Source organism: Streptomyces sp. NPDC058469 (assembly GCF_042721125.1).
GTDB lineage: Bacteria > Actinomycetota > Actinomycetes > Streptomycetales > Streptomycetaceae > Streptomyces.
The window spans coordinates 1-17,110 of sequence record NZ_JBHXME010000037.1; the positions used below are offsets into that span (position 1 = coordinate 1).

General features: G+C 70.0%; 14 protein-coding genes. 4 read left to right on the forward strand and 10 right to left on the reverse strand.

The genetic code is table 11. The annotated features are described in order from the left end of the window. Positions 1-620 precede the first annotated feature (620 nt). Positions 621-1,628: a stage II sporulation protein M gene (locus ACFWP5_RS18305; protein WP_384156942.1), complete on the reverse strand. Its 1,008-nt coding sequence runs from the start codon at positions 1,626-1,628 to the stop codon at positions 621-623. A gap of 128 nt (positions 1,629-1,756) precedes the next feature. Between ACFWP5_RS18305 and ACFWP5_RS18310 the strand changes: the two genes are divergently transcribed. Beyond that, complete coding sequence (locus tag ACFWP5_RS18310) at positions 1,757-2,785, forward strand: RDD family protein (RefSeq protein WP_384156945.1); 1,029 nt, start codon at positions 1,757-1,759, stop codon at positions 2,783-2,785. Positions 2,786-2,817: 32 nt separating this feature from the next. Here the strand turns inward: ACFWP5_RS18310 and ACFWP5_RS18315 are convergent, their stop codons facing one another. Together ACFWP5_RS18315 and ahcY are read right to left on the reverse strand one after the other, a co-directional pair. Beyond that, positions 2,818-3,432, reverse strand: a complete 615-nt coding sequence (locus ACFWP5_RS18315; RefSeq protein ID WP_384156948.1) for a hypothetical protein — start codon at positions 3,430-3,432, stop codon at positions 2,818-2,820. 149 nt (positions 3,433-3,581) lie between these two features. Continuing rightward, entirely contained in the window at positions 3,582-5,039 is a 1,458-nt protein-coding gene (ahcY, locus tag ACFWP5_RS18320) for an adenosylhomocysteinase (protein WP_384156951.1), read from the reverse strand. A gap of 469 nt (positions 5,040-5,508) precedes the next feature. Between ahcY and ACFWP5_RS18325 the strand changes: the two genes are divergently transcribed. Together ACFWP5_RS18325 and lepB are read left to right on the forward strand one after the other, a co-directional pair. Then, positions 5,509-7,677: a fructose-specific PTS transporter subunit EIIC gene (locus ACFWP5_RS18325; protein ID WP_384156954.1), complete on the forward strand. Its 2,169-nt coding sequence runs from the start codon at positions 5,509-5,511 to the stop codon at positions 7,675-7,677. 102 nt (positions 7,678-7,779) lie between these two features. After that, a complete protein-coding gene (lepB, locus tag ACFWP5_RS18330; RefSeq protein ID WP_384156957.1) occupies positions 7,780-8,454 on the forward strand; it encodes a signal peptidase I in 675 nt (224 codons plus the stop codon). A gap of 58 nt (positions 8,455-8,512) precedes the next feature. Here the strand turns inward: lepB and ACFWP5_RS18335 are convergent, their stop codons facing one another. The 7 genes from ACFWP5_RS18335 to ACFWP5_RS18365 all read right to left on the reverse strand — a co-directional run bounded on the left by ACFWP5_RS18335 (position 8,513) and on the right by ACFWP5_RS18365 (position 16,378). Continuing rightward, positions 8,513-9,493, reverse strand: a complete 981-nt coding sequence (locus ACFWP5_RS18335) for a cation diffusion facilitator family transporter (protein ID WP_384156960.1) — start codon at positions 9,491-9,493, stop codon at positions 8,513-8,515. A gap of 145 nt (positions 9,494-9,638) precedes the next feature. Next, positions 9,639-10,790 carry a mannose-6-phosphate isomerase, class I gene (manA, locus tag ACFWP5_RS18340; protein WP_384156963.1) on the reverse strand — a complete coding sequence of 384 codons (1,152 nt, stop codon included), beginning with the start codon at positions 10,788-10,790 and terminating at the stop codon, positions 9,639-9,641. 97 nt (positions 10,791-10,887) lie between these two features. Further along, complete coding sequence (locus tag ACFWP5_RS18345) at positions 10,888-12,015, reverse strand: SIS domain-containing protein (protein WP_384156966.1); 1,128 nt, start codon at positions 12,013-12,015, stop codon at positions 10,888-10,890. 31 nt (positions 12,016-12,046) lie between these two features. Then, positions 12,047-12,217 carry a Trm112 family protein gene (locus ACFWP5_RS18350; protein ID WP_018567001.1) on the reverse strand — a complete coding sequence of 57 codons (171 nt, stop codon included), beginning with the start codon at positions 12,215-12,217 and terminating at the stop codon, positions 12,047-12,049. Between the two features lie 474 nt (positions 12,218-12,691). Beyond that, positions 12,692-14,056, reverse strand: coding sequence for a phosphomannomutase/phosphoglucomutase (locus ACFWP5_RS18355; RefSeq protein ID WP_384156969.1), 1,365 nt, complete (start codon positions 14,054-14,056; stop codon positions 12,692-12,694). Positions 14,057-14,157: 101 nt separating this feature from the next. Beyond that, a complete protein-coding gene (locus ACFWP5_RS18360) occupies positions 14,158-15,774 on the reverse strand; it encodes an L-lactate permease (RefSeq protein WP_384156972.1) in 1,617 nt (538 codons plus the stop codon). Positions 15,775-15,946: 172 nt separating this feature from the next. After that, a complete protein-coding gene (locus tag ACFWP5_RS18365; RefSeq protein WP_384157094.1) occupies positions 15,947-16,378 on the reverse strand; it encodes a DUF3499 domain-containing protein in 432 nt (143 codons plus the stop codon). 279 nt (positions 16,379-16,657) lie between these two features. On the opposite strand from ACFWP5_RS18365, the gene ACFWP5_RS18370 reads away from it, so the two are divergent. Next, positions 16,658-17,107, forward strand: a complete 450-nt coding sequence (locus tag ACFWP5_RS18370) for a metallopeptidase family protein (protein ID WP_384157097.1) — start codon at positions 16,658-16,660, stop codon at positions 17,105-17,107. Positions 17,108-17,110: the final 3 nt, after the last annotated feature.

Consider the following 17,110-nt stretch of genomic DNA (forward strand, 5'->3'; position numbering starts at 1 on the left):
TGTTAAGCACGCCGCCAGCGTTCGTCCTGAGCCAGGATCAAACTCTCCGTGAATGTTTTCCCGTAATCGGGACCACACACACGAGAGCGGAACAGCCAGGCGGAATAAGCCCGGCCGTTCACAGCGTCCTCGCTGTATGTTTTCTTCAAAGGAACCTCGCCCCAGACATCAGATGACGACTGGAGACGGGGTATCAACATATCTGGCGTTGATTTTTGGCACGCTGTTGAGTTCTCAAGGAACGGACGCTTCCTTCGTACTCACCCTCTCGGGCTTTCCTCCGGGCTTTTCCCTTCGGTCTTGCGTTTCCGACTCTATCAGACCGTTTCAGGACCGATTTCCTCGGTGCTTTCCAGGTTTCCGCTTCCGCGTTTCCCTTTCCGGCGGTTCCGACTTTATCAGAAGTTCCGGGCCGGACTGACCGGCCGTTCTTTTCCGATTCATCGGGAGTGTGGCTTCTTTGAAATCGATGTTTCTAGAAGCAGACAGACACTCGCTGTCGCCGACCGGATCAGATCCAGTTCTAGGCAACTGTTCGAATCTACCTCCCCGACCGGTCCGTGTCAACGGCTCCTGTGGGGCGAAGAGGAGACTAGCAGCTCAGCAGGAGTGCCTGCACATCAGGCGGCTGTGGGGACGGAGGAGCTGCGTTCGGCTGCCTCGACGTCGCCCGTCTCACCGGCACGTACGGCACGACCGCCCAGGACGTAGACGTACGTCAGGAAGGCACCTTCGGCGGCGATGCCGATGCCGATGCGGGCCCAAGTGGGGAGGCCCGACGGGGTGACGAAGCCTTCGATGGCGCCGGAGACGAACAGGACCAGGGCCAGGCCGATCGCCATACCCACGGCGGCTCGGCCTTCTTCGGCCAGGGCCGTGCGGCGCGAGCGTGGGCCGGGGTCGATGAGGGTCCAGCCGAGGCGCATCCCCGTGCCGGCGGCGACGAAGACCGCCGTGAGTTCGAGCAGGCCGTGCGGGAGGATCAGGCCGAGGAACGTGTCGAGCCTGCCTGCCGACGACATCAGGCCGATGCCGACACCCAGGTTGAGCATGTTCTCGAAGAGGATCCAGAGGACCGGCAGGCCCAGGAAGACGCCCAGGACCAGGCACATCGCGGCGGCCTTGGCGTTGTTCGTCCAGACCTGTGCCGCGAAGGCCGCCGCCGGATGGCTGGAGTAGTAGGTCTCGTACTCGCCACCGGGACGGGTGAGGTCGCGCAGTTGGCTCGGGGCCGCGATGGAGGACTGCACCTCGGGGTGGGTGCCTATCCACCAGCCCAGGAGGATCGCGACCACGGTCGACAGCAGCGCGGTGGGGACCCACCAGTGGCGTGCTCTGTACACCGCGGCCGGAAAACTGTGCCCCAGGAAGCGTGTGACATCGCGCCAGGAGGCGCGGCGGGTTCCTGTCACCGCACTACGCGCGCGTGCCACGAGTTGGCTGAGCCGACCGGTGAGCTGGGGGTCCGGGGCGCTGGACTGGATAAGGGAGAGATGGGTGGCCGTGCGCTGGTACAGAGCGACGAGTTCGTCCGCCTCGGCGCCGTTGAGACGACGCTGGCGTCGGAGCAGCGCGTCGAGGCGGTCCCACTCGGCTCGGTGGGCCGAGACGAAGACGTCGAGGTCCATCTGGTTGCCTGCTCCTCGGCTGCTCGTCGACTGCTGGTCGGGGATCAGCTTGTCGTACTGGGGCGCGATGTGCCCTCAGCTTGGCAGACTGGCTGTTCCAGGGGCAGGGCAGGGGAAGGGCGGCAGGCGTGAGTGAGCTGGTGACGGGCGAGGCGGTGGCGCTGGAGTTGCGCCCCGCGAGGCTGCCCAGCAGGGCGCTGGCGGTGTTGCTCGATCTGATCGTGGCCATCGCCGCTTACACCGGTGTGACCGTGGTGCTGATGTTTTCCACGGCCTCCTTGGACGTCGCGGCGCAGGTCGCGATGTCGATCGCGGCCTTCGTGCTGATCCTGGTGGGCGGGCCCATAGCGGTGGAGACCCTGAGTCATGGGCGTTCGCTCGGGAAGCTGGCGTTCGGGCTGCGCGTGGTGCGGGACGACGGCGGCCCGATCCGGTTCCGGCACGCGCTCGTGCGGGGTGCGATCGGTGTGATCGAGATTCTGTCGACGTTCGGAGTCATCGCCTGTATCGCCTCGCTCGTCTCGGCGCGCGGTCGGCGGCTCGGGGATGTGTTCGCGGGCACTCTGGTCGTACGAGAAAGGGTGTCCGCCGGGCAGACGGCCTTCGTGCCTCCTCCGCCACCGTGGCTGACGGGACGTTTCGCGGAGCTTGATCTGTCCGCCGTTCCCGACGGGTTGTGGCTGGCCATCCGGCAGTACCTGACGCGGATGCAGCAGTTGGATCCGCAGGTCGGCTGGGCCATGGCCCAGCGGCTCGCCACGGACCTCGTGGCTCGTACGGGCGCTCCGGCGCCGCAGGGTGTTCAGCCGGCCGCGTATCTGGCGGCGGTGGTGCAGGAGCGGCAGGCGCGGGATGTGCGGCGGGCCTTCGGGAACGGCGCGGTCGGGGGTGTACCGGCCGGCGCGTTCGGGCCCGGGACGGGTGCGCCGGGCGCCTTCGGCAACTCGGCGTTCCAGCCGTCGCCGGCTCCTCAGCAGCCGTACGGTTCCGTTGCCGCGCCCGCACCTGTTTCCTGGCCGGCCTCTGCCGCTCCCCCTGTTCCCGCCGCGGGCGGCACGGGAGCCGATCCGGTCGCGCCCGGTGCCCAGCCCCCGGCGCCGCAGAACGCAGCGCCCGCCGACCCCCGGCCCTCCACCGGGTTCGCGCCGCCCGCCTGACTCTCCTCGCCGCCACCCTGGATCGCCGCCGCTCAGCCGAAGACGGACGGTGGCGACTCCAGTTCCTCCAGCTCGATGCCGGGTGCCGCGAGCACCACGTCGCCGGTGATGTATACGGCGTGCTGCTCGCCCGTGTCCAGGGCTGTGACCTGGTATTCGTCCACGGTCAGGGGGCCGTTGTCAGTGCCGTGTGTTTCTCTTTTCAGCAAGGCCCAGGACTGGTCCACGGTGCGGGGGGCGAGGACCGGGTCCGTGAGGCTGACCAGGCGGACACGGGTCGCGGCGGAGGAAGGGGTGAGGCGCAGGAGACGGGTGGTGGCGATGAGGAACGCGGGGGAGGTGCCGGTGAAGGCGTGGGCGCGGACATTGCCTTCGGTGGCATCGGTGCCGGTGGGGTCGGTGCGGACCCAGGTGACGCCGTCGAGAGCGGCGCCGCGCACCTGCCAGCTCGCCGCGTGGAGTTCCAGCCGGATGGGGCGGCCGAGTTCGTCGAGGGTGAGGTCGACGGAACCGCTGTGGTCGCCCGAGGGGGTGGTGAGTTGGGAGACATATCGCCAGCCGGACGGGCCGGGGGCGCACTGGAAGTGTTCTGCTGCGAGGGGGGTGTGATCGTGCGGATCGTGGAGCGAATATCGGCCGCGGGGCATCGGGGTCCTGGGTCTTGACGGGCCGGTCCGGCCAAAGGAACCAAAGGGGCAGGCCCCCGGCACGGGGGTGCGGGGGCCTGCCTCGGAGGATCTGCTGCTGAGGACCGCGTCAGTGCACGGACGCGGTCACAGCGGACGGGGTCGCCGGCTCAGTAGCGGTATTGGTCCGACTTGTACGGGCCGTCGACCTCGACGCCGATGTACGACGCCTGCTCGGGGCGGAGCGTGGTCAGCTTCACGCCGAGCGCGTCCAGGTGGAGGCGGGCGACCTTCTCGTCGAGGTGCTTGGGCAGCACGTAGACGTCGGTCGGGTACTCCTCGGGCTTGGTGAACAGCTCGATCTGGGCCAGGGTCTGGTCCGCGAAGGAGTTGGACATCACGAACGAGGGGTGGCCGGTGGCGTTGCCCAGGTTCAGCAGGCGGCCCTCGGACAGCACGATGAGGACCTTGCCATCGGGGAACTTCCAGGTGTGGACCTGCGGCTTGACCTCGTCCTTGACGATGCCCGGGATCTTCGCGAGGCCGGCCATGTCGATCTCGTTGTCGAAGTGACCGATGTTGCCGACGATCGCCTGGTGCTTCATCTTGGCCATGTCCGCGGCCATGATGATGTCCTTGTTGCCGGTCGTGGTGACGAAGATGTCGCCCTTGTCGACGATCTCGTCCAGCGTCGTGACCTGGTAGCCGTCCATCGCCGCCTGCAGCGCGCAGATCGGGTCGATCTCGGTGATGATCACGCGGGCGCCCTGTCCGCGCAGGGACTCCGCGCAGCCCTTGCCCACGTCGCCGTAGCCGAGGACGACCGCGGTCTTGCCGCCGATGAGGACGTCGGTGGCGCGGTTGATGCCGTCGATCAGGGAGTGGCGGCAGCCGTACTTGTTGTCGAACTTCGACTTGGTGACGGCGTCGTTCACGTTGATCGCCGGGAACAGGAGGGTGCCGTCGCGGTGCATCTCGTAGAGACGGTGCACACCGGTCGTGGTCTCCTCGGTCACGCCGCGGATCTCCGAGGCGAGCTGGGTCCACTTCTGCGAGCCCTCGGAGATGGTGCGGGTCAGGACCTGGAGGACGACGCGGTGCTCGTCGGACTCGGCGGTGTCGAGGGAGGGGACCTTGCCGGCCTTCTCGTACTCGACGCCCTTGTGGACGAGCATGGTGGCGTCGCCGCCGTCGTCCAGGATCATGTTCGGGCCGCCGGTGGGGGTGTTCGGCCAGGTCAGCGCCTGCTCCGTGCACCACCAGTACTCCTCCAGGGTCTCGCCCTTCCAGGCGAAGACCGGGATGCCCTGGGGGTTCTCGGGCGTGCCGTTCGGGCCGACGGCGATGGCGGCGGCCGCGTGGTCCTGGGTGGAGAAGATGTTGCAGGACACCCAGCGGACCTCGGCGCCCAGGGCGACCAGGGTCTCGATCAGGACGGCGGTCTGCACGGTCATGTGCAGCGAGCCCATGATGCGGGCGCCGGCCAGCGGCTGGCTGGCGGCGAACTCGCGGCGGATCGACATCAGGCCGGGCATCTCGTGCTCGGCGAGGGTGATCTCCTTGCGGCCGAACTCGGCCAGGGAGAGATCGGCGACCTTGAAGTCCTGTCGGTTGTCGACAGTCGTCATTGCGAGGTACTCCTCGGGGTTGGGGCGAGGTGGGCACGGCTGGTCTGCGCGGCGGCGGACACAGGGGTGCCCCAAGGAGGACACAGGCATGCCCGCGTGCGCGCAGCGCAGTCCGTCGGAGGCCCTCTCTCCCTCGGCCGGTCCGCGATGGGACCGCCCGACCGCCATCAGCAGCGACGTCTGGCTCCCACCCAAGCTACACCGGTGGACCCGGCCGCCCCAGCCCACCTCCGGACGGATCCAGCCGAACTCCAGCGGGCGTCGGGTGTCGGATCAGGTTTCCGGGGGAGCTGCAACGGGATGCCCGCGAGCGGTGGACGGAGGGGAGCGGACGACGGCGACCAGGGACTTCCGTGTCTTTGAGTCGGGCGTCGGATGTTGCAGGATGCACGGAGATCAGGAGCCTCTGATCGATCTTGCGGGACGTCCGGGACGGCGTTCCGTGCGACGAAGGTGTTAGGAGAACGACGTGACGAGTACGGCCGGCCCTCCCCCCACGGGCGGCGGCGATGGCGAGCGGCAGCGGTTGAAGCTGCTCGCGGTGACCGCGTGCCCGACCGGCATCGCCCACACGTACATGGCTGCGGAGAAACTCGCGCAGGCCGCCGAGAGCCGCGGCATCGACATGAAGGTGGAGACGCAGGGTTCCATCGGGGCTGAAAACATCCTGGATGACAACGATGTCAGCACTGCGGACGGTGTGATCGTCGCCGCGGACAAGGACGTGGACCTGAGCCGTTTCGTCGGCAAGCGGGTCCTCATGGTCGGGGTCGCCGAGGGCATTCGGCATCCCGAGCGGCTGATCGAGCAGGTGCGCACCGCGCCCGTGCACACGGCGGACGCTACGGCCGCAGCGGCGGCGGCACCGGGTGGCAGGGAGCGGAGCGTCGCGTACAAGGCGCTGATGAACGGGGTCAGTTACATGATCCCGTTCGTCGTGGTCGGCGGGCTGCTGATCGCGATCTCGCTGTCACTCGGCGGCCATCCGGACCCCTCCGGCGGTCTCGTCATCCCGAAGGACTCCTTCTGGATGGACGTGAACAACATCGGCGTGATCGGCTTCACGCTGATGGTGCCGATCCTGTCCGGCTACATCGCCTACGCGATCGGCGACCGGCCCGCGCTCGTGCCGGGCATGATCGGCGGGTGGATCGCCAACACCGGTTCGCTGTACGACTCGAAGGCGGGCGCCGGGTTCATCGGGGCGATCGTGACCGGGTTCCTCGCCGGGTATCTGGTGCTGTGGATCAAGAAGGTCAGGGTCCCGAAGTTCGTGCAGCCGATCATGCCGATCATCGTGATCCCGATCGTGGCGACGACGGCGCTCGGACTGTTCTTCATCAACGTGATCGGGAAGCCGATCTCCTGGGTGTTCGAGCACCTCACCAGCTGGCTCGGCGGGATGACCGGCACCAGCGCGATCCTGCTCGGCACGATCCTGGGGCTGATGATCGCGTTCGACATGGGCGGGCCGGTCAACAAGACGGCGTTCCTGTTCGGCGCGGGGCTCATCGCGACCGGCAACCAGGCCGTCATGGGCATGTGCGCCGCCGCGATCCCGGTGATGCCGCTCGGCCAGGGCCTGGCCACGCTGATACGGCAGCGGCTCTACACCGAGCAGGAACGGGAGACCGGTCTGGCCTCGCTGTTCATGGGCTGCTTCGGCATCTCCGAGGGCGCGATCCCGTTCGCGGCGGCACGACCCGCGCAGGTCATCCCCGCCAACATGCTGGGCGGCGCGGTGGCCGGTGCGGTCGCCGGGCTCGCCGGGGTGAAGGACGCGGTGCCGCACGGCGGGCCGATCGTGGCGGTGCTGGGCGCGGTGAGCGGCGTACCGATGTTCTTCGTGGCGGTGGCGATCGGTACGGCGGTCACCGCGGTGACGACGGTCGCGCTGGTCGACGTGAGTGAGCGGAAGCGGCGCGGGGAGCCCGTCGGGCACGGGGGCATCGCAAACGAACCCGAGCTCGCGTTGGTCGGGGCCGGGGTCGGAGTGCCGGGCGCCGGGACCGTCGTAGCGGAGCGGGCTGTGCGCGGCGGGACGGTGACGGCGAGTGTGGTGGGCTCGGGTAGCTCAAGTTCGCGTACTGCGACCGCAGTTGAGGCTACGACCGATGCCGACTCGGCCGACGCCGAACGTGCCCCCGGTTCCGGCTCCCCCACCACCGCGAACCCCACCCCCGAAGTCCACTCCGGCTACCTCACCGAGCAGACCGTGAAGGTGCGGCTCGACGCGGGTGACAAGGGGGCCGTGATTCGGGAGATGGCCGGGCTGCTGACGCGGACCGGCAAGGTCGTGGACGTCGAGGAGCTGGTGGCGTCCGCGCTGCGGCGGGAGGCGCAGGGGACGACCGGGCTCGGGGAGGAGATCGCGATTCCGCATGCCAAGACGGATGCGGTGAGTGCGCCGGTCGTCGGGTTCGCGCGGTCGGCGGAGGGGGTCGAGTGGGGCTCCCTGGACGGTACGAAGGCCCGGCTGGTGTTCATGATCGCCGTGCCGGAGGCGGCCGCCGGTGATGAGCATCTGCGGATTCTGGCGCTGCTGTCGCGGAAGTTGATGAATGCCGGGTTCCGGGAGCGGCTGTCGGCGGCCGGTGACGAGTCGGCGGTGCTCGGTGTGCTGAGCGAGGTCGGTTAGCCGGTGCGGGCCTGCGACTGTCGCAGGTCGCGGGCCCGCACAGACCGTTCATGGGCACCCGCTACCCTCGCCCCCGCGGAAGTGCCGCATGGGGGGGGAACGATGTCGGGCAAGGGGCGGGGACTCCGGGGCGCGGCTGTAGTCGTGGGCGTGTTGGGGGTGGTGTTGGCGCTCGGCGCGCTCGTGTACGCGCGGGACTCGTACGGGAGTTCCACCGTCGGCAGCCAGAGCATGGCGCCGACGTACAAGCCGGGCGACCGGATCGTCTACGAGAAGGTCGACGGCGGCGAGGTGCACCGCGGTGACGTCGTGCTGTTCTCGGCTCCGGACCGCTACGGGTTCAGCGCGAGCGTGATGCAGCGGGTCATCGGGGTGGGCGGCGACCGCGTGGTGTGCTGCGCGGGTTCGGGCACGGCCGCGCGGATCACCGTGAACGGAAAGCCGCTGGCGGAGCCCTATGTGAAGCAGGGGGATGTCGACGGCGTGCACAAGACGTACGACGTGACGGTCCCGAAGGGGCGGCTGCTCCTGCTGGGTGACAACCGCGCGAACTCGATGGACTCGCGTTTCTTCGCGAGCGACCACGACGGGACAGTGGCCAAGTCAGCCGTCCGGGACCGGGTGACCGACGACCGTACGGTCGCCTCCGTCATCGGGACGGCCGTCATCTCCGGGGTCGTCCTCGCCCTCGTCGGCATCGGCCTGGGCATCGCCGCGTTCGTCGTACGGCGGCGGAGGGCGGCGCCGGTCGCGCCGTGGCCCGTTCAGCAGGTGTAGGGGAAGCGGGGCCCGTCGGACGTCTCGGCGGGCCCTGTTGCCGTAGCGGCGGAGGGGCTCAGTGCTCGGTGGGGTGCTGGGCCGGGCCTCCGGGGGTTGCTTCGCGGTCCGGGCCCTTGGTGGCTTCGGACTCGCTGTAGATGTCGGGTTCGAGGTAGATCACGCGGGCGATCGGGACGGCTTCGCGGATGCGGGACTCGGCCGCGTTGATCGCGGTGGCGACCTCGGTGGCCGTGTCGTCGTGCTGGACGGCGATCTTGGCGGCGACGAGCAGTTCCTCGGGGCCGAGGTGGAGCGTGCGCATGTGGATGATGCCCGTGACCGTGTGGCCGTCGACGATCGCGGCCTCGATCTTCTTGACGTCCTCGATGCCGGCGGACTCGCCGAGCAGCAGTGACTTGGTCTCGGCGGCCAGGACCAGCGCGATCAGGATGAGCAGGACGCCGATGCAGAGCGTGCCGATGCCGTCCCAGATGCCGTCGCCGGTGAGCAGGGCCATGCCGACGCCGCCGAGGGCGAGGACCAGGCCGATGAGCGCGCCGAAGTCCTCCAGGAGGACGACCGGCAGCTCGGGGGCCTTGGCGCGGCGGATGAACTGCGACCAGGAGTGCGAGCCGCGCAGTTCGTTCGACTCCTTGATGGCCGTACGGAACGAGAAGCCCTCGGCGATGATCGCGAACACCAGGACGCCCACCGGCCAGTACCAGTGCTCCAGTTCGTGCGGGTGCCTGATCTTCTCGAAGCCCTCGTAGACGGCGAACATGCCGCCGACCGAGAAGAGGACGATCGAGACGAGGAAGGCGTAGATGTACCGCTCGCGGCCGTAGCCGAAGGGGTGCTGCGGGGTGGCCTCGCGCTGGGCCTTCTTGCCGCCGATCAGGAGCAGGGCCTGGTTACCGGAGTCCGCGAGGGAGTGGACGCCCTCGGCGAGCATCGAGGACGAGCCGCTGAAGGCGAACGCCACGAACTTCGATACCGCGATCGCGAGGTTGGCGCCGAGTGCCGCCACGATCGCCTTGGTGCCGCCTGACGCGCTCATGTGTTCGCGGTGTCCCTTCGCCTTCGTACGTCTGCCCCGGACGTCTGCCCAGAGTGGCCGTCCGGTCGTCTTTGCCCGTCCTTTGCCGGTGGGCCATTCTTGCAGCCCTGCCCGGCGACGGCTCGTCAGGTATCCACAGGCCCGGTCATACGATCACAGTGGCCCGGAAGACCGTGCCGACTCCGGACACCTCGGCCGTGTCTCCCGCCGGGACGAACACCGACTGACCGGGGGCGAGTTCGAACTCGCCCGCCTTCACCGCACCGGCCGTGCAGAGCAGGATCTGCGGGGTGTCGAGGGTGAGGTCGTGGGCGCCGGTGCCCTCCGGGAGGACGTACCGGGACAGCCGGAACTCGTCGATGGGGGTCTCGTAGACCTCCTCACCGTCCGGGGACGCCTCGGGGCGCAGCACTCCGGGGTCGCTCGCCTCGAAGCGGACGATGCGCAGGAGTTCGGGGACGTCGACGTGCTTGGGGGTGAGGCCGCAGCGCAGGACGTTGTCGGAGTTGGCCATGATCTCGACGCCTAGGCCGTCGAGGTAGGCGTGCGGGATGCCGGCGCCGAGGAACAGGGCCTCTCCGGGCTGGAGTCGGACGTGGTTCAGGAGCATGGCCGCGATGACACCGGGGTCGCCCGGGTAGTGGTGCGCGATGTCGGCGTAGGGGGCGTAGTCGCCGCCGAGGCGGGCGCAGGCGGTCGCCGCGGCGGTGACCGTGTGGCGCATCTCCTCGGGGTCGGCGGTGAGGATCGCCGTGAGGACCTCGCGCAGGGCGGCTTCCTCGGGGTGTGCGTGCAGAAGGTCGATGTACGGCTTCAGGGAGTCGACGCCGAGGCCGGCGAGCAGGTCGGCGGCGCGCAGCGGGTCGCGGAAGCCGCACAGGCCGTCGAACTCCGTGAGCGCGCAGATCAGTTCGGGCTTGTGATTGGCGTCCTTGTAGTTGCGGTTCGGGGCGTCCACAGGGATGCCCCGGCGCTCCTCGTCGGCGTAACCCTCCTTCGCCTGCTCCAGGTTGGGGTGCACCTGGAGGGAGAGCGGGGCGCCGGCGGCGAGGATCTTCAGCAGGAAGGGCAGTCGCGGGCCGAACTTCGCCACCGCCTTGTCGCCCAACTCCCGCTCCGGAGCCGCCTCGATGACCTCGACGAGCGTCCCGCGCGCGGTGCGCGAGGGTGCGCCCGGGTGCGCGCCCATCCACATCTCCGCCTGCGGTTCACCGCTCGGCTCGACGCCGAGCAGCTTGGGGATGGCGGTGGGGGAACCCCAGGCGTAGGGGCGGATCGTGTTGTCGAGGCGGTCCATGCGGGTCTCTACCGGTTCTCTCTGCGTACGACTTGGGTACGACGTGGATTCGCGCCACGTACGACGGTGTACGACGGCAGGGGCTTCGACGACAAGATCAGGCGCCCGAGGCGAGCGCCAGGTAAACGGCGGCGAAATCCGTCATGGCGATCAGCTCCGCGAGGGTCTCCAACTCGCCGCCCTCCTCGGGCTCCAGCTCGCTGATCGGCGTGTCGTGGCTGAGCGCCAGGTCACGGGCGGTCGGCGCCGCGGTGAGGCCGCCGATCGGACGGTCCCGGAGCAGCACCACGCGTGTGTGCAGCGCCGGTGCCTCGTCGACGCGGTCGCGGAAGAAGTCGTCGGGGTCGGCGCTTGCGGCGAGCGGGCCGGCCAGCAGCGCGTTGTGCTCGGCGAGCGCCTCGGGCAGTTCGGAGACGAGCGCGGGGCGGCCGGCCAATTCGGCGAGCGCGGCGGCGAAACGGCGGCCCGCCGGGCCCGCCGACGTGCCCTCCGTCCAGATCACCGGGAGCGAGTCGGCGAGTTCGGCGGCCAGGGTCTTCGCGGGATTGCTGTACGTCGCGACGGCGGGCCCGCAGCGCTCGGCGACCTGGTCGAGGCGGTCGGCGACCTTCTCCAGGGCCTCCGGCGGCGCGCTGAGCAGGCCGGTGCGGTCCAGGATCGCGAGCAGCGGGGTGAGCAGCGCCCAGAGGACTCCGGGGGCGGAGGCGGCCAGGGGTTCGTCGTGTTCGTACGGTGCGGTCGCCATCCGTACGAAGAGGCCGTGAGCACCGTCCACCGCCTCGCTGAGGGGGCTGCGGGTCGGGGCTACGGCGACGACGGTGCAGCCGCGGCGGTAGGCCTGCTCGGCGAGGAGGGACAGGCCGGGTTCGGTGCCGTCCGGGGTGGTGATCAGCAGCAGGTCCACGGAGCCGGCCCAGCCCGGGAGTTCCCAGCGCAGGGCGCCGGCAGCGGGGGCGACGCCGGTGGGTGCCAGGCGGGTGACGGGGCTGCTGGCGCCGGCGAGGGTGCCGAGCAGGTCGGCGACACAGGTCGCGGCGGCGCCGGGGCCCGCGATCAGGATGGCGCGGGGGCGGCCGTCCGGTTTCAGGTCGTGGACGCCTGCCTCGGCGGCGTGCCGGGCGGCTGTGCGCACCCTGGCACCGGCTTCGGCGGCACCGCGGAGCAGGGCTCGGCGGTCGGCCTCGGCCAGTGCCTCCGGGGTGTCGAGCAGCGATTCGTCGAGCATGGGCGGCGGCCTCCGATCGCGTCGTCGTCGGTTACGCGGGGCGGCGGGCCTCGTCGACGAGCAGTACGGGGATGCCGTCCCGGACGGGGTAGGCCAGGCCGCAGTCCTCGCCGGTGCAGATCAGCTCGGTGTCCTGCTCCTTGAGGGGGGCGTGGCAGGCCGGGCAGGCCAGGATCTCCAGGAGGCCGGCTTCGAGCGGCATGAGGTGTCCCTCCGAGGGGGTGTCTGCGACTGTCTGCGACGCTTGGGCGGATGTGCCTGGTCAGGTTACCGCCGGTGGGGAATGCTTGCCGGGGTTGGGGCTCACGTACCTGGGGGCTGCGCCCCCAGACCCCCCTTCGGCCTGAACGGCCTCGTCCTCAAACGCCGGACGGGCTGAGAATGGCGGCCTTCGTTGGAGGGGTGGACCCCCTCCCTGGTGGGTGGGGGTTCGGGACGGTGAACCCGTCCTCCGACGCGAGGCAAGCTGAAAATGCCGATCGGCGCCGCAGAGGTGTCCTCCTCTGGACGGGGACGGACGGTGCACGCGCCCTCGGAATCCGGACCGGTTGAAAATGCCGACCGGCGCTGGAGGTGTGCGCCCCTCCTGGTCGGCGGGACGCTGAACCCGGCCTCGGATGCCGGGCGCGCTGGATCTACCGACCGGCGTCGAGAAGAACCCTCAGCCGAAGCGCCGTCAGCCCCTGATGATCCCCAGTACCTCGTCCCGCACCTTCCCCATCGTCGCCTCGTCCCGCGCCTCCGCGTTGAGCCGCAGCAGCGGTTCCGTGTTGGACGGGCGGACGTTGAACCACCAGTCGGCGGAGGAGACGGTGAGGCCGTCGAGTTCGTCGAGGGTGAGGTCGGTCTGGTCCTCGTACGCGGCACGGATCGCCGCTAGGCGGGCCTGCTGGTCGTCGACCGTGGAGTTGATCTCGCCGGAGCCCACATAGCGGTCGTACTGGGCAACGAGGGCGGAGAGGGGGCCGTCCTGGCCGCCCAGCGCGGCGAGGACGTGGAGGGCGGCCAGCATGCCCGTGTCGGCGTTCCAGAAGTCCTTGAAGTAGTAGTGCGCGGAGTGCTCGCCGCCGAAGATCGCGCCGACCTTCGCCATCTCGGCCTTGATGAAGGAGTGGCCCACGCGTGTGCGTACCGGTGTGCCGCCGTTCTCCTTGACGACCTCGGGGACCGACCAGGAGGTGATCAGGTTGTGGATGATCACGCCCTTGCCGCCGTTCCTCGCCAGCTCGCGGGAGGCCACCAGGGCAGTGATCGCGGACGGTGAGACCGGGTCGCCGTTCTCGTCGACCACGAAGCAGCGGTCGGCGTCGCCGTCGAAGGCGATGCCGAGGTCGGCGCCCTCCTCGCGGACGCGTGCCTGGAGGTCGACGATGTTGGCCGGGTCGAGCGGGTTGGCCTCGTGGTTCGGGAACGTGCCGTCCAGCTCGAAGTACATCGGGACCAGCGTGAGCGGCAGGCCGGCGAACACGGTCGGGACCGTGTGGCCGCCCATGCCGTTGCCCGCGTCGACGACGACCTTCAGGGGGCGGATGGAGGTCAGGTCGACGAGGCCGCGGAGGTGCGCCGCGTAATCCTCCAACGTGTCCCGCTTTGTGATCGTTCCCGTCGGTCCGGAGACCTCCGGCGCGCCCGAGTCCAGCCAGGACTCGACGAGTTGGCGGATCTCGGCGAGGCCGGTGTCCTGGCCCACGGGGGCCGCGCCCGCCCGGCACATCTTGATGCCGTTGTACTTCGCGGGGTTGTGCGAGGCCGTGAACATGGCGCCGGGCAGGTCGAACGCGCCCGACGCGTAGTACAGCTGGTCCGTGGAGCACAGACCGATCTCGGTCACGTCGACTCCGCGCGCCGCCGCCCCGCGCGCGAACGCCGCGGAGAGGCCCGGGGACGAGGGCCGCATGTCGTGTCCGGTCACGATCGCGCTCGCGCCGGTCACTTGGACGAAGGCCGCTCCGAACAGCTCGGCCAACGACTCGTCCCACTGGTCCGGGACGACGCCCCGTACGTCGTACGCCTTCACGAGCTGTGACAGATCAGCAGACACGGCCAACCCTCCAGAAAGTCCTATCGGTCGCCCCAAACTACCCGCCGGCACCGACATCACGACGCGCGGTAACCGAGCCGTCCACAGACTCTTACCTGCGCTCAGGGCAGCATCCACCCCAGGACGGCCGAACTCTGCCCGACCACGATGAGGCACATCACCAGCAGCAGCCCCGCGCTCCACGGCAGCACCTTGCGCAGCAAGTCCCCCTCGCGGCCCTCCAGTCCGACGGCCGCGCAGGCGATGGTGAGGTTCTGCGGCGAGATCATCTTGCCGAGGACACCACCCGAACTGTTGGCGGCGGCCAGGAGTTCGGGTGACAGTCCCGACTCGCGGGCCGCGCTCACCTGGAGGGCGCCGAACAGCGCGTTGGACGACGTGTCCGACCCGGAGACGGCCACGCCGAACCAGCCCAGAACGGGCGACAAGAAGGCGAGCCCCGCGCCTGCCGCCGCCACGAAGTGCCCGATGGTGGCGGCCTGTCCGGAGAGGTTCATGACGTAGGCGAGGGCCAGCACGGACGTCACGGTGAGGATCGCGAACCGCAGTTCGTGCACGGTCGCCGCCCACTCCCGTACCGCCACGCGCGCGTGGACCCCGAGGACAACCGCCGTGCACACCCCGGCGATCAGCACGAGCGTGCCGCCGGTGGCGACGATCGGCCAGGTGAACACATTGCCGCCGACCGGCTTCCCGTCCGGGTTGACGACGTCCAGGAAGGGCCAGTCGTACGCGCGCGTGGCGCCCGCCAGCCAGTCCTTGACGGCCGGGATCTGCGCGGCGGAGAAGATCGCCACGATCAGCGCGTACGGCGCGTAGGCGCGCAGCACTTCGCGCCGCGGGTCCTCCTCCGCGAGGTCCTCGCTGGGTACGCCGGTCAGCACGGACGCGCGTACCAGCTCGGTGGCGGGCCTTCGTGCCTGCGGTACGGCGACCAGGGCGCCCGCGCCGGCCAAGGAGGCGGCGATGTCGGCGAGTTGGGCGGAGACGTAGTTGGAGGCGGCGAACTGGGCCGCGGCGAAGGCGAGTCCGCACGCCAGGGCGGGCACCCAGGTCTCCCGGAGCCCGCGTCTGCCGTCCACGAGTCCGACCAGCACGAGCGGCACCACAAGGGCCAGCAACGGCGTCTGACGGCCCACCACGGAGGCTACCGAATCCAGTGGCAGGCCGGTGACTTGGGCAAGGGTGACGACCGGTGTGCCCATCGCCCCGAAGGCCACGGGCGCGGTGTTGGCGACCAGGGCGACGACGGCCGCGCGCACCGGGTCGAAGCCGAGCGCGACGAGCATGACCGAGCAGATCGCCACGGGCGCGCCGAAGCCGGCGAGGGCTTCCAGGAGGGCGCCGAAGCAGAAGGCGACGACCAGGGCCTGAATGCGGGGATCGTCGGACAGCCGCCCGAAGGAGCGGCGCAGGATGTCGAAGTGCCGGGTGCGGACCGTCATCCGGTACACCCAGAGGGCGTTGACGACGATCCACAGGATGGGGAAGAGGCCGAAAACGGCTCCCTGGGCGGCGCTGGAGACGGTCTGCTCCAGCGGCATGCCGTAGGCGAGCCAGGCGACCAGGGCAGCCGCCAGGAGGCCGGTCAGGCCCGCCCAGTACGCCTTCAGGCGCACTCCGCCGAGCAGGACCAGGACGATGACGAGGGGCAGAGCCGCCACCAGGGCGGACAGGCCGAGCGAGTCGGCGACGGGTTCCAGCTCCTGGACGTACACGGGCACCTCCCCGGATTCCGCGATGCGGAAAGCGATTTCTCGCGAGTGTCGAAATCGTCGTGTCCGCGACAAGGGTGCGTCAATGGGCGTGCACCACTGGATGAAGCGCTGGATGAATCGCCGAGTGAATCGATCGAGGAACTACCGGAAGCGAACCGCGGGACGGACAGGGTCAGTTGTCCGGTGAGCGCAGCACTCGAAGGTGACCCCGGCGGGCGACCTCCATCGGGTCCGCCGTGCGGGCCCCGCCTCCGCCGCCGGCGCCTGCCGCGCGCTCCTGGGGGCGGGCCGCCTCGCGCACGGCGTTGGCGAGCGCTTCCAGGTCGTCGCCGCTCGGACGGGCCGGAGCGGAGCTGTCGAGGAGGCGGACGACTTCCCAGCCGCGGGGCGCGGTGAGGCGCTCGGAGTGCTGGGCGCACAGGTCGTAGCAGTGGGGTTCGGCGTAGGTGGCGAGCGGGCCGAGGACCGCGGTCGAGTCGGCGTAGACGTACGTCAGCGTCGCGACGGCGGGGCGGCCGCAAGCGGTGCGCGAACAACGACGTACAGGGCTCACGACGTTGGACGGTACCGCACTCTTGAGCGGGCCGCGAAGACTCTCCCCCAGGTCACCCCACCGTGTCGGGCTGTGAAACGCCCCACACAACCCACCGGTAACACGGCGCTGACCTGCGCGGACACCCCTTCCCGAGATCTCGAACGGGGTCGAACCCGGTCACCACTCGGTACAAACACCGTCAATTGCCTTGAGAGCGACGGTCTTGGAGGCATACGGAATCGAGCCCAACCTTGGCTGGAATGGTCATCCGGCGACATGCCGTGCGGAGTGCCCGGCGGCGGGTGGAGTCGGGCGGCCGGACCCGGCGGGGACTACGCTTCACCAGTGATGGACACCCCCGTACCGCCCTCTGCCGCCGGACCCGGGCCCCGCCGCCGCGATCGCCACGGCCGGGGCATGCGCGGCCCGATCGCACCGCCCCAGGTTCCGCTCGCCGCGAGCCGCGCCGACGCGTTCGCCGACCTGGTGCAGGACTCCGTGGAGCGCCTGGAGCGACGCTGGCCGCAGCTGACCGACATCGATTTCCTCGTCCTGGAAGTCCCTCGGCTGGGTGGCGCGGGCGAGGGCTGGAACGACGAGTCGGTGCCCCTGGGCGGCACGATCGCCGCCCGCGAGGGGCAGCCCGCGCGCGTGGTGATCTACCGGCGCCCGGTCGAGATCCGCACGAAGGGGCGCGACGAACGGGCCGCCCTCGTCCACGAGATCGTCGTGGAGCAGGTCGCCGAACTGCTGGGGCTCACCCCGGAGACCGTCGATCCGCGCTACGGGGAGGAATAGCCC

Bases quoted from the DNA above. Each gene is read 5' to 3' on its own strand.
- ACFWP5_RS18370 (WP_384157097.1), top strand. From the start codon at position 16,658: ATGGACACCCCCGTACCGCCCTCTGCCGCCGGACCCGGGCCCCGCCGC.
- ACFWP5_RS18335 (WP_384156960.1), bottom strand. From the start codon at position 9,493: ATGAGCGCGTCAGGCGGCACCAAGGCGATCGTGGCGGCACTCGGCGCC.
- ACFWP5_RS18345 (WP_384156966.1), bottom strand. From the start codon at position 12,015: ATGCTCGACGAATCGCTGCTCGACACCCCGGAGGCACTGGCCGAGGCC.
- ACFWP5_RS18305 (WP_384156942.1), bottom strand. From the start codon at position 1,628: ATGGACCTCGACGTCTTCGTCTCGGCCCACCGAGCCGAGTGGGACCGC.
- ahcY (WP_384156951.1), bottom strand. From the start codon at position 5,039: ATGACGACTGTCGACAACCGACAGGACTTCAAGGTCGCCGATCTCTCC.
- manA (WP_384156963.1), bottom strand. From the start codon at position 10,790: ATGGACCGCCTCGACAACACGATCCGCCCCTACGCCTGGGGTTCCCCC.
- ACFWP5_RS18315 (WP_384156948.1), bottom strand. From the start codon at position 3,432: ATGCCCCGCGGCCGATATTCGCTCCACGATCCGCACGATCACACCCCC.
- ACFWP5_RS18350 (WP_018567001.1), bottom strand. From the start codon at position 12,217: ATGCCGCTCGAAGCCGGCCTCCTGGAGATCCTGGCCTGCCCGGCCTGC.
- lepB (WP_384156957.1), top strand. From the start codon at position 7,780: ATGTCGGGCAAGGGGCGGGGACTCCGGGGCGCGGCTGTAGTCGTGGGC.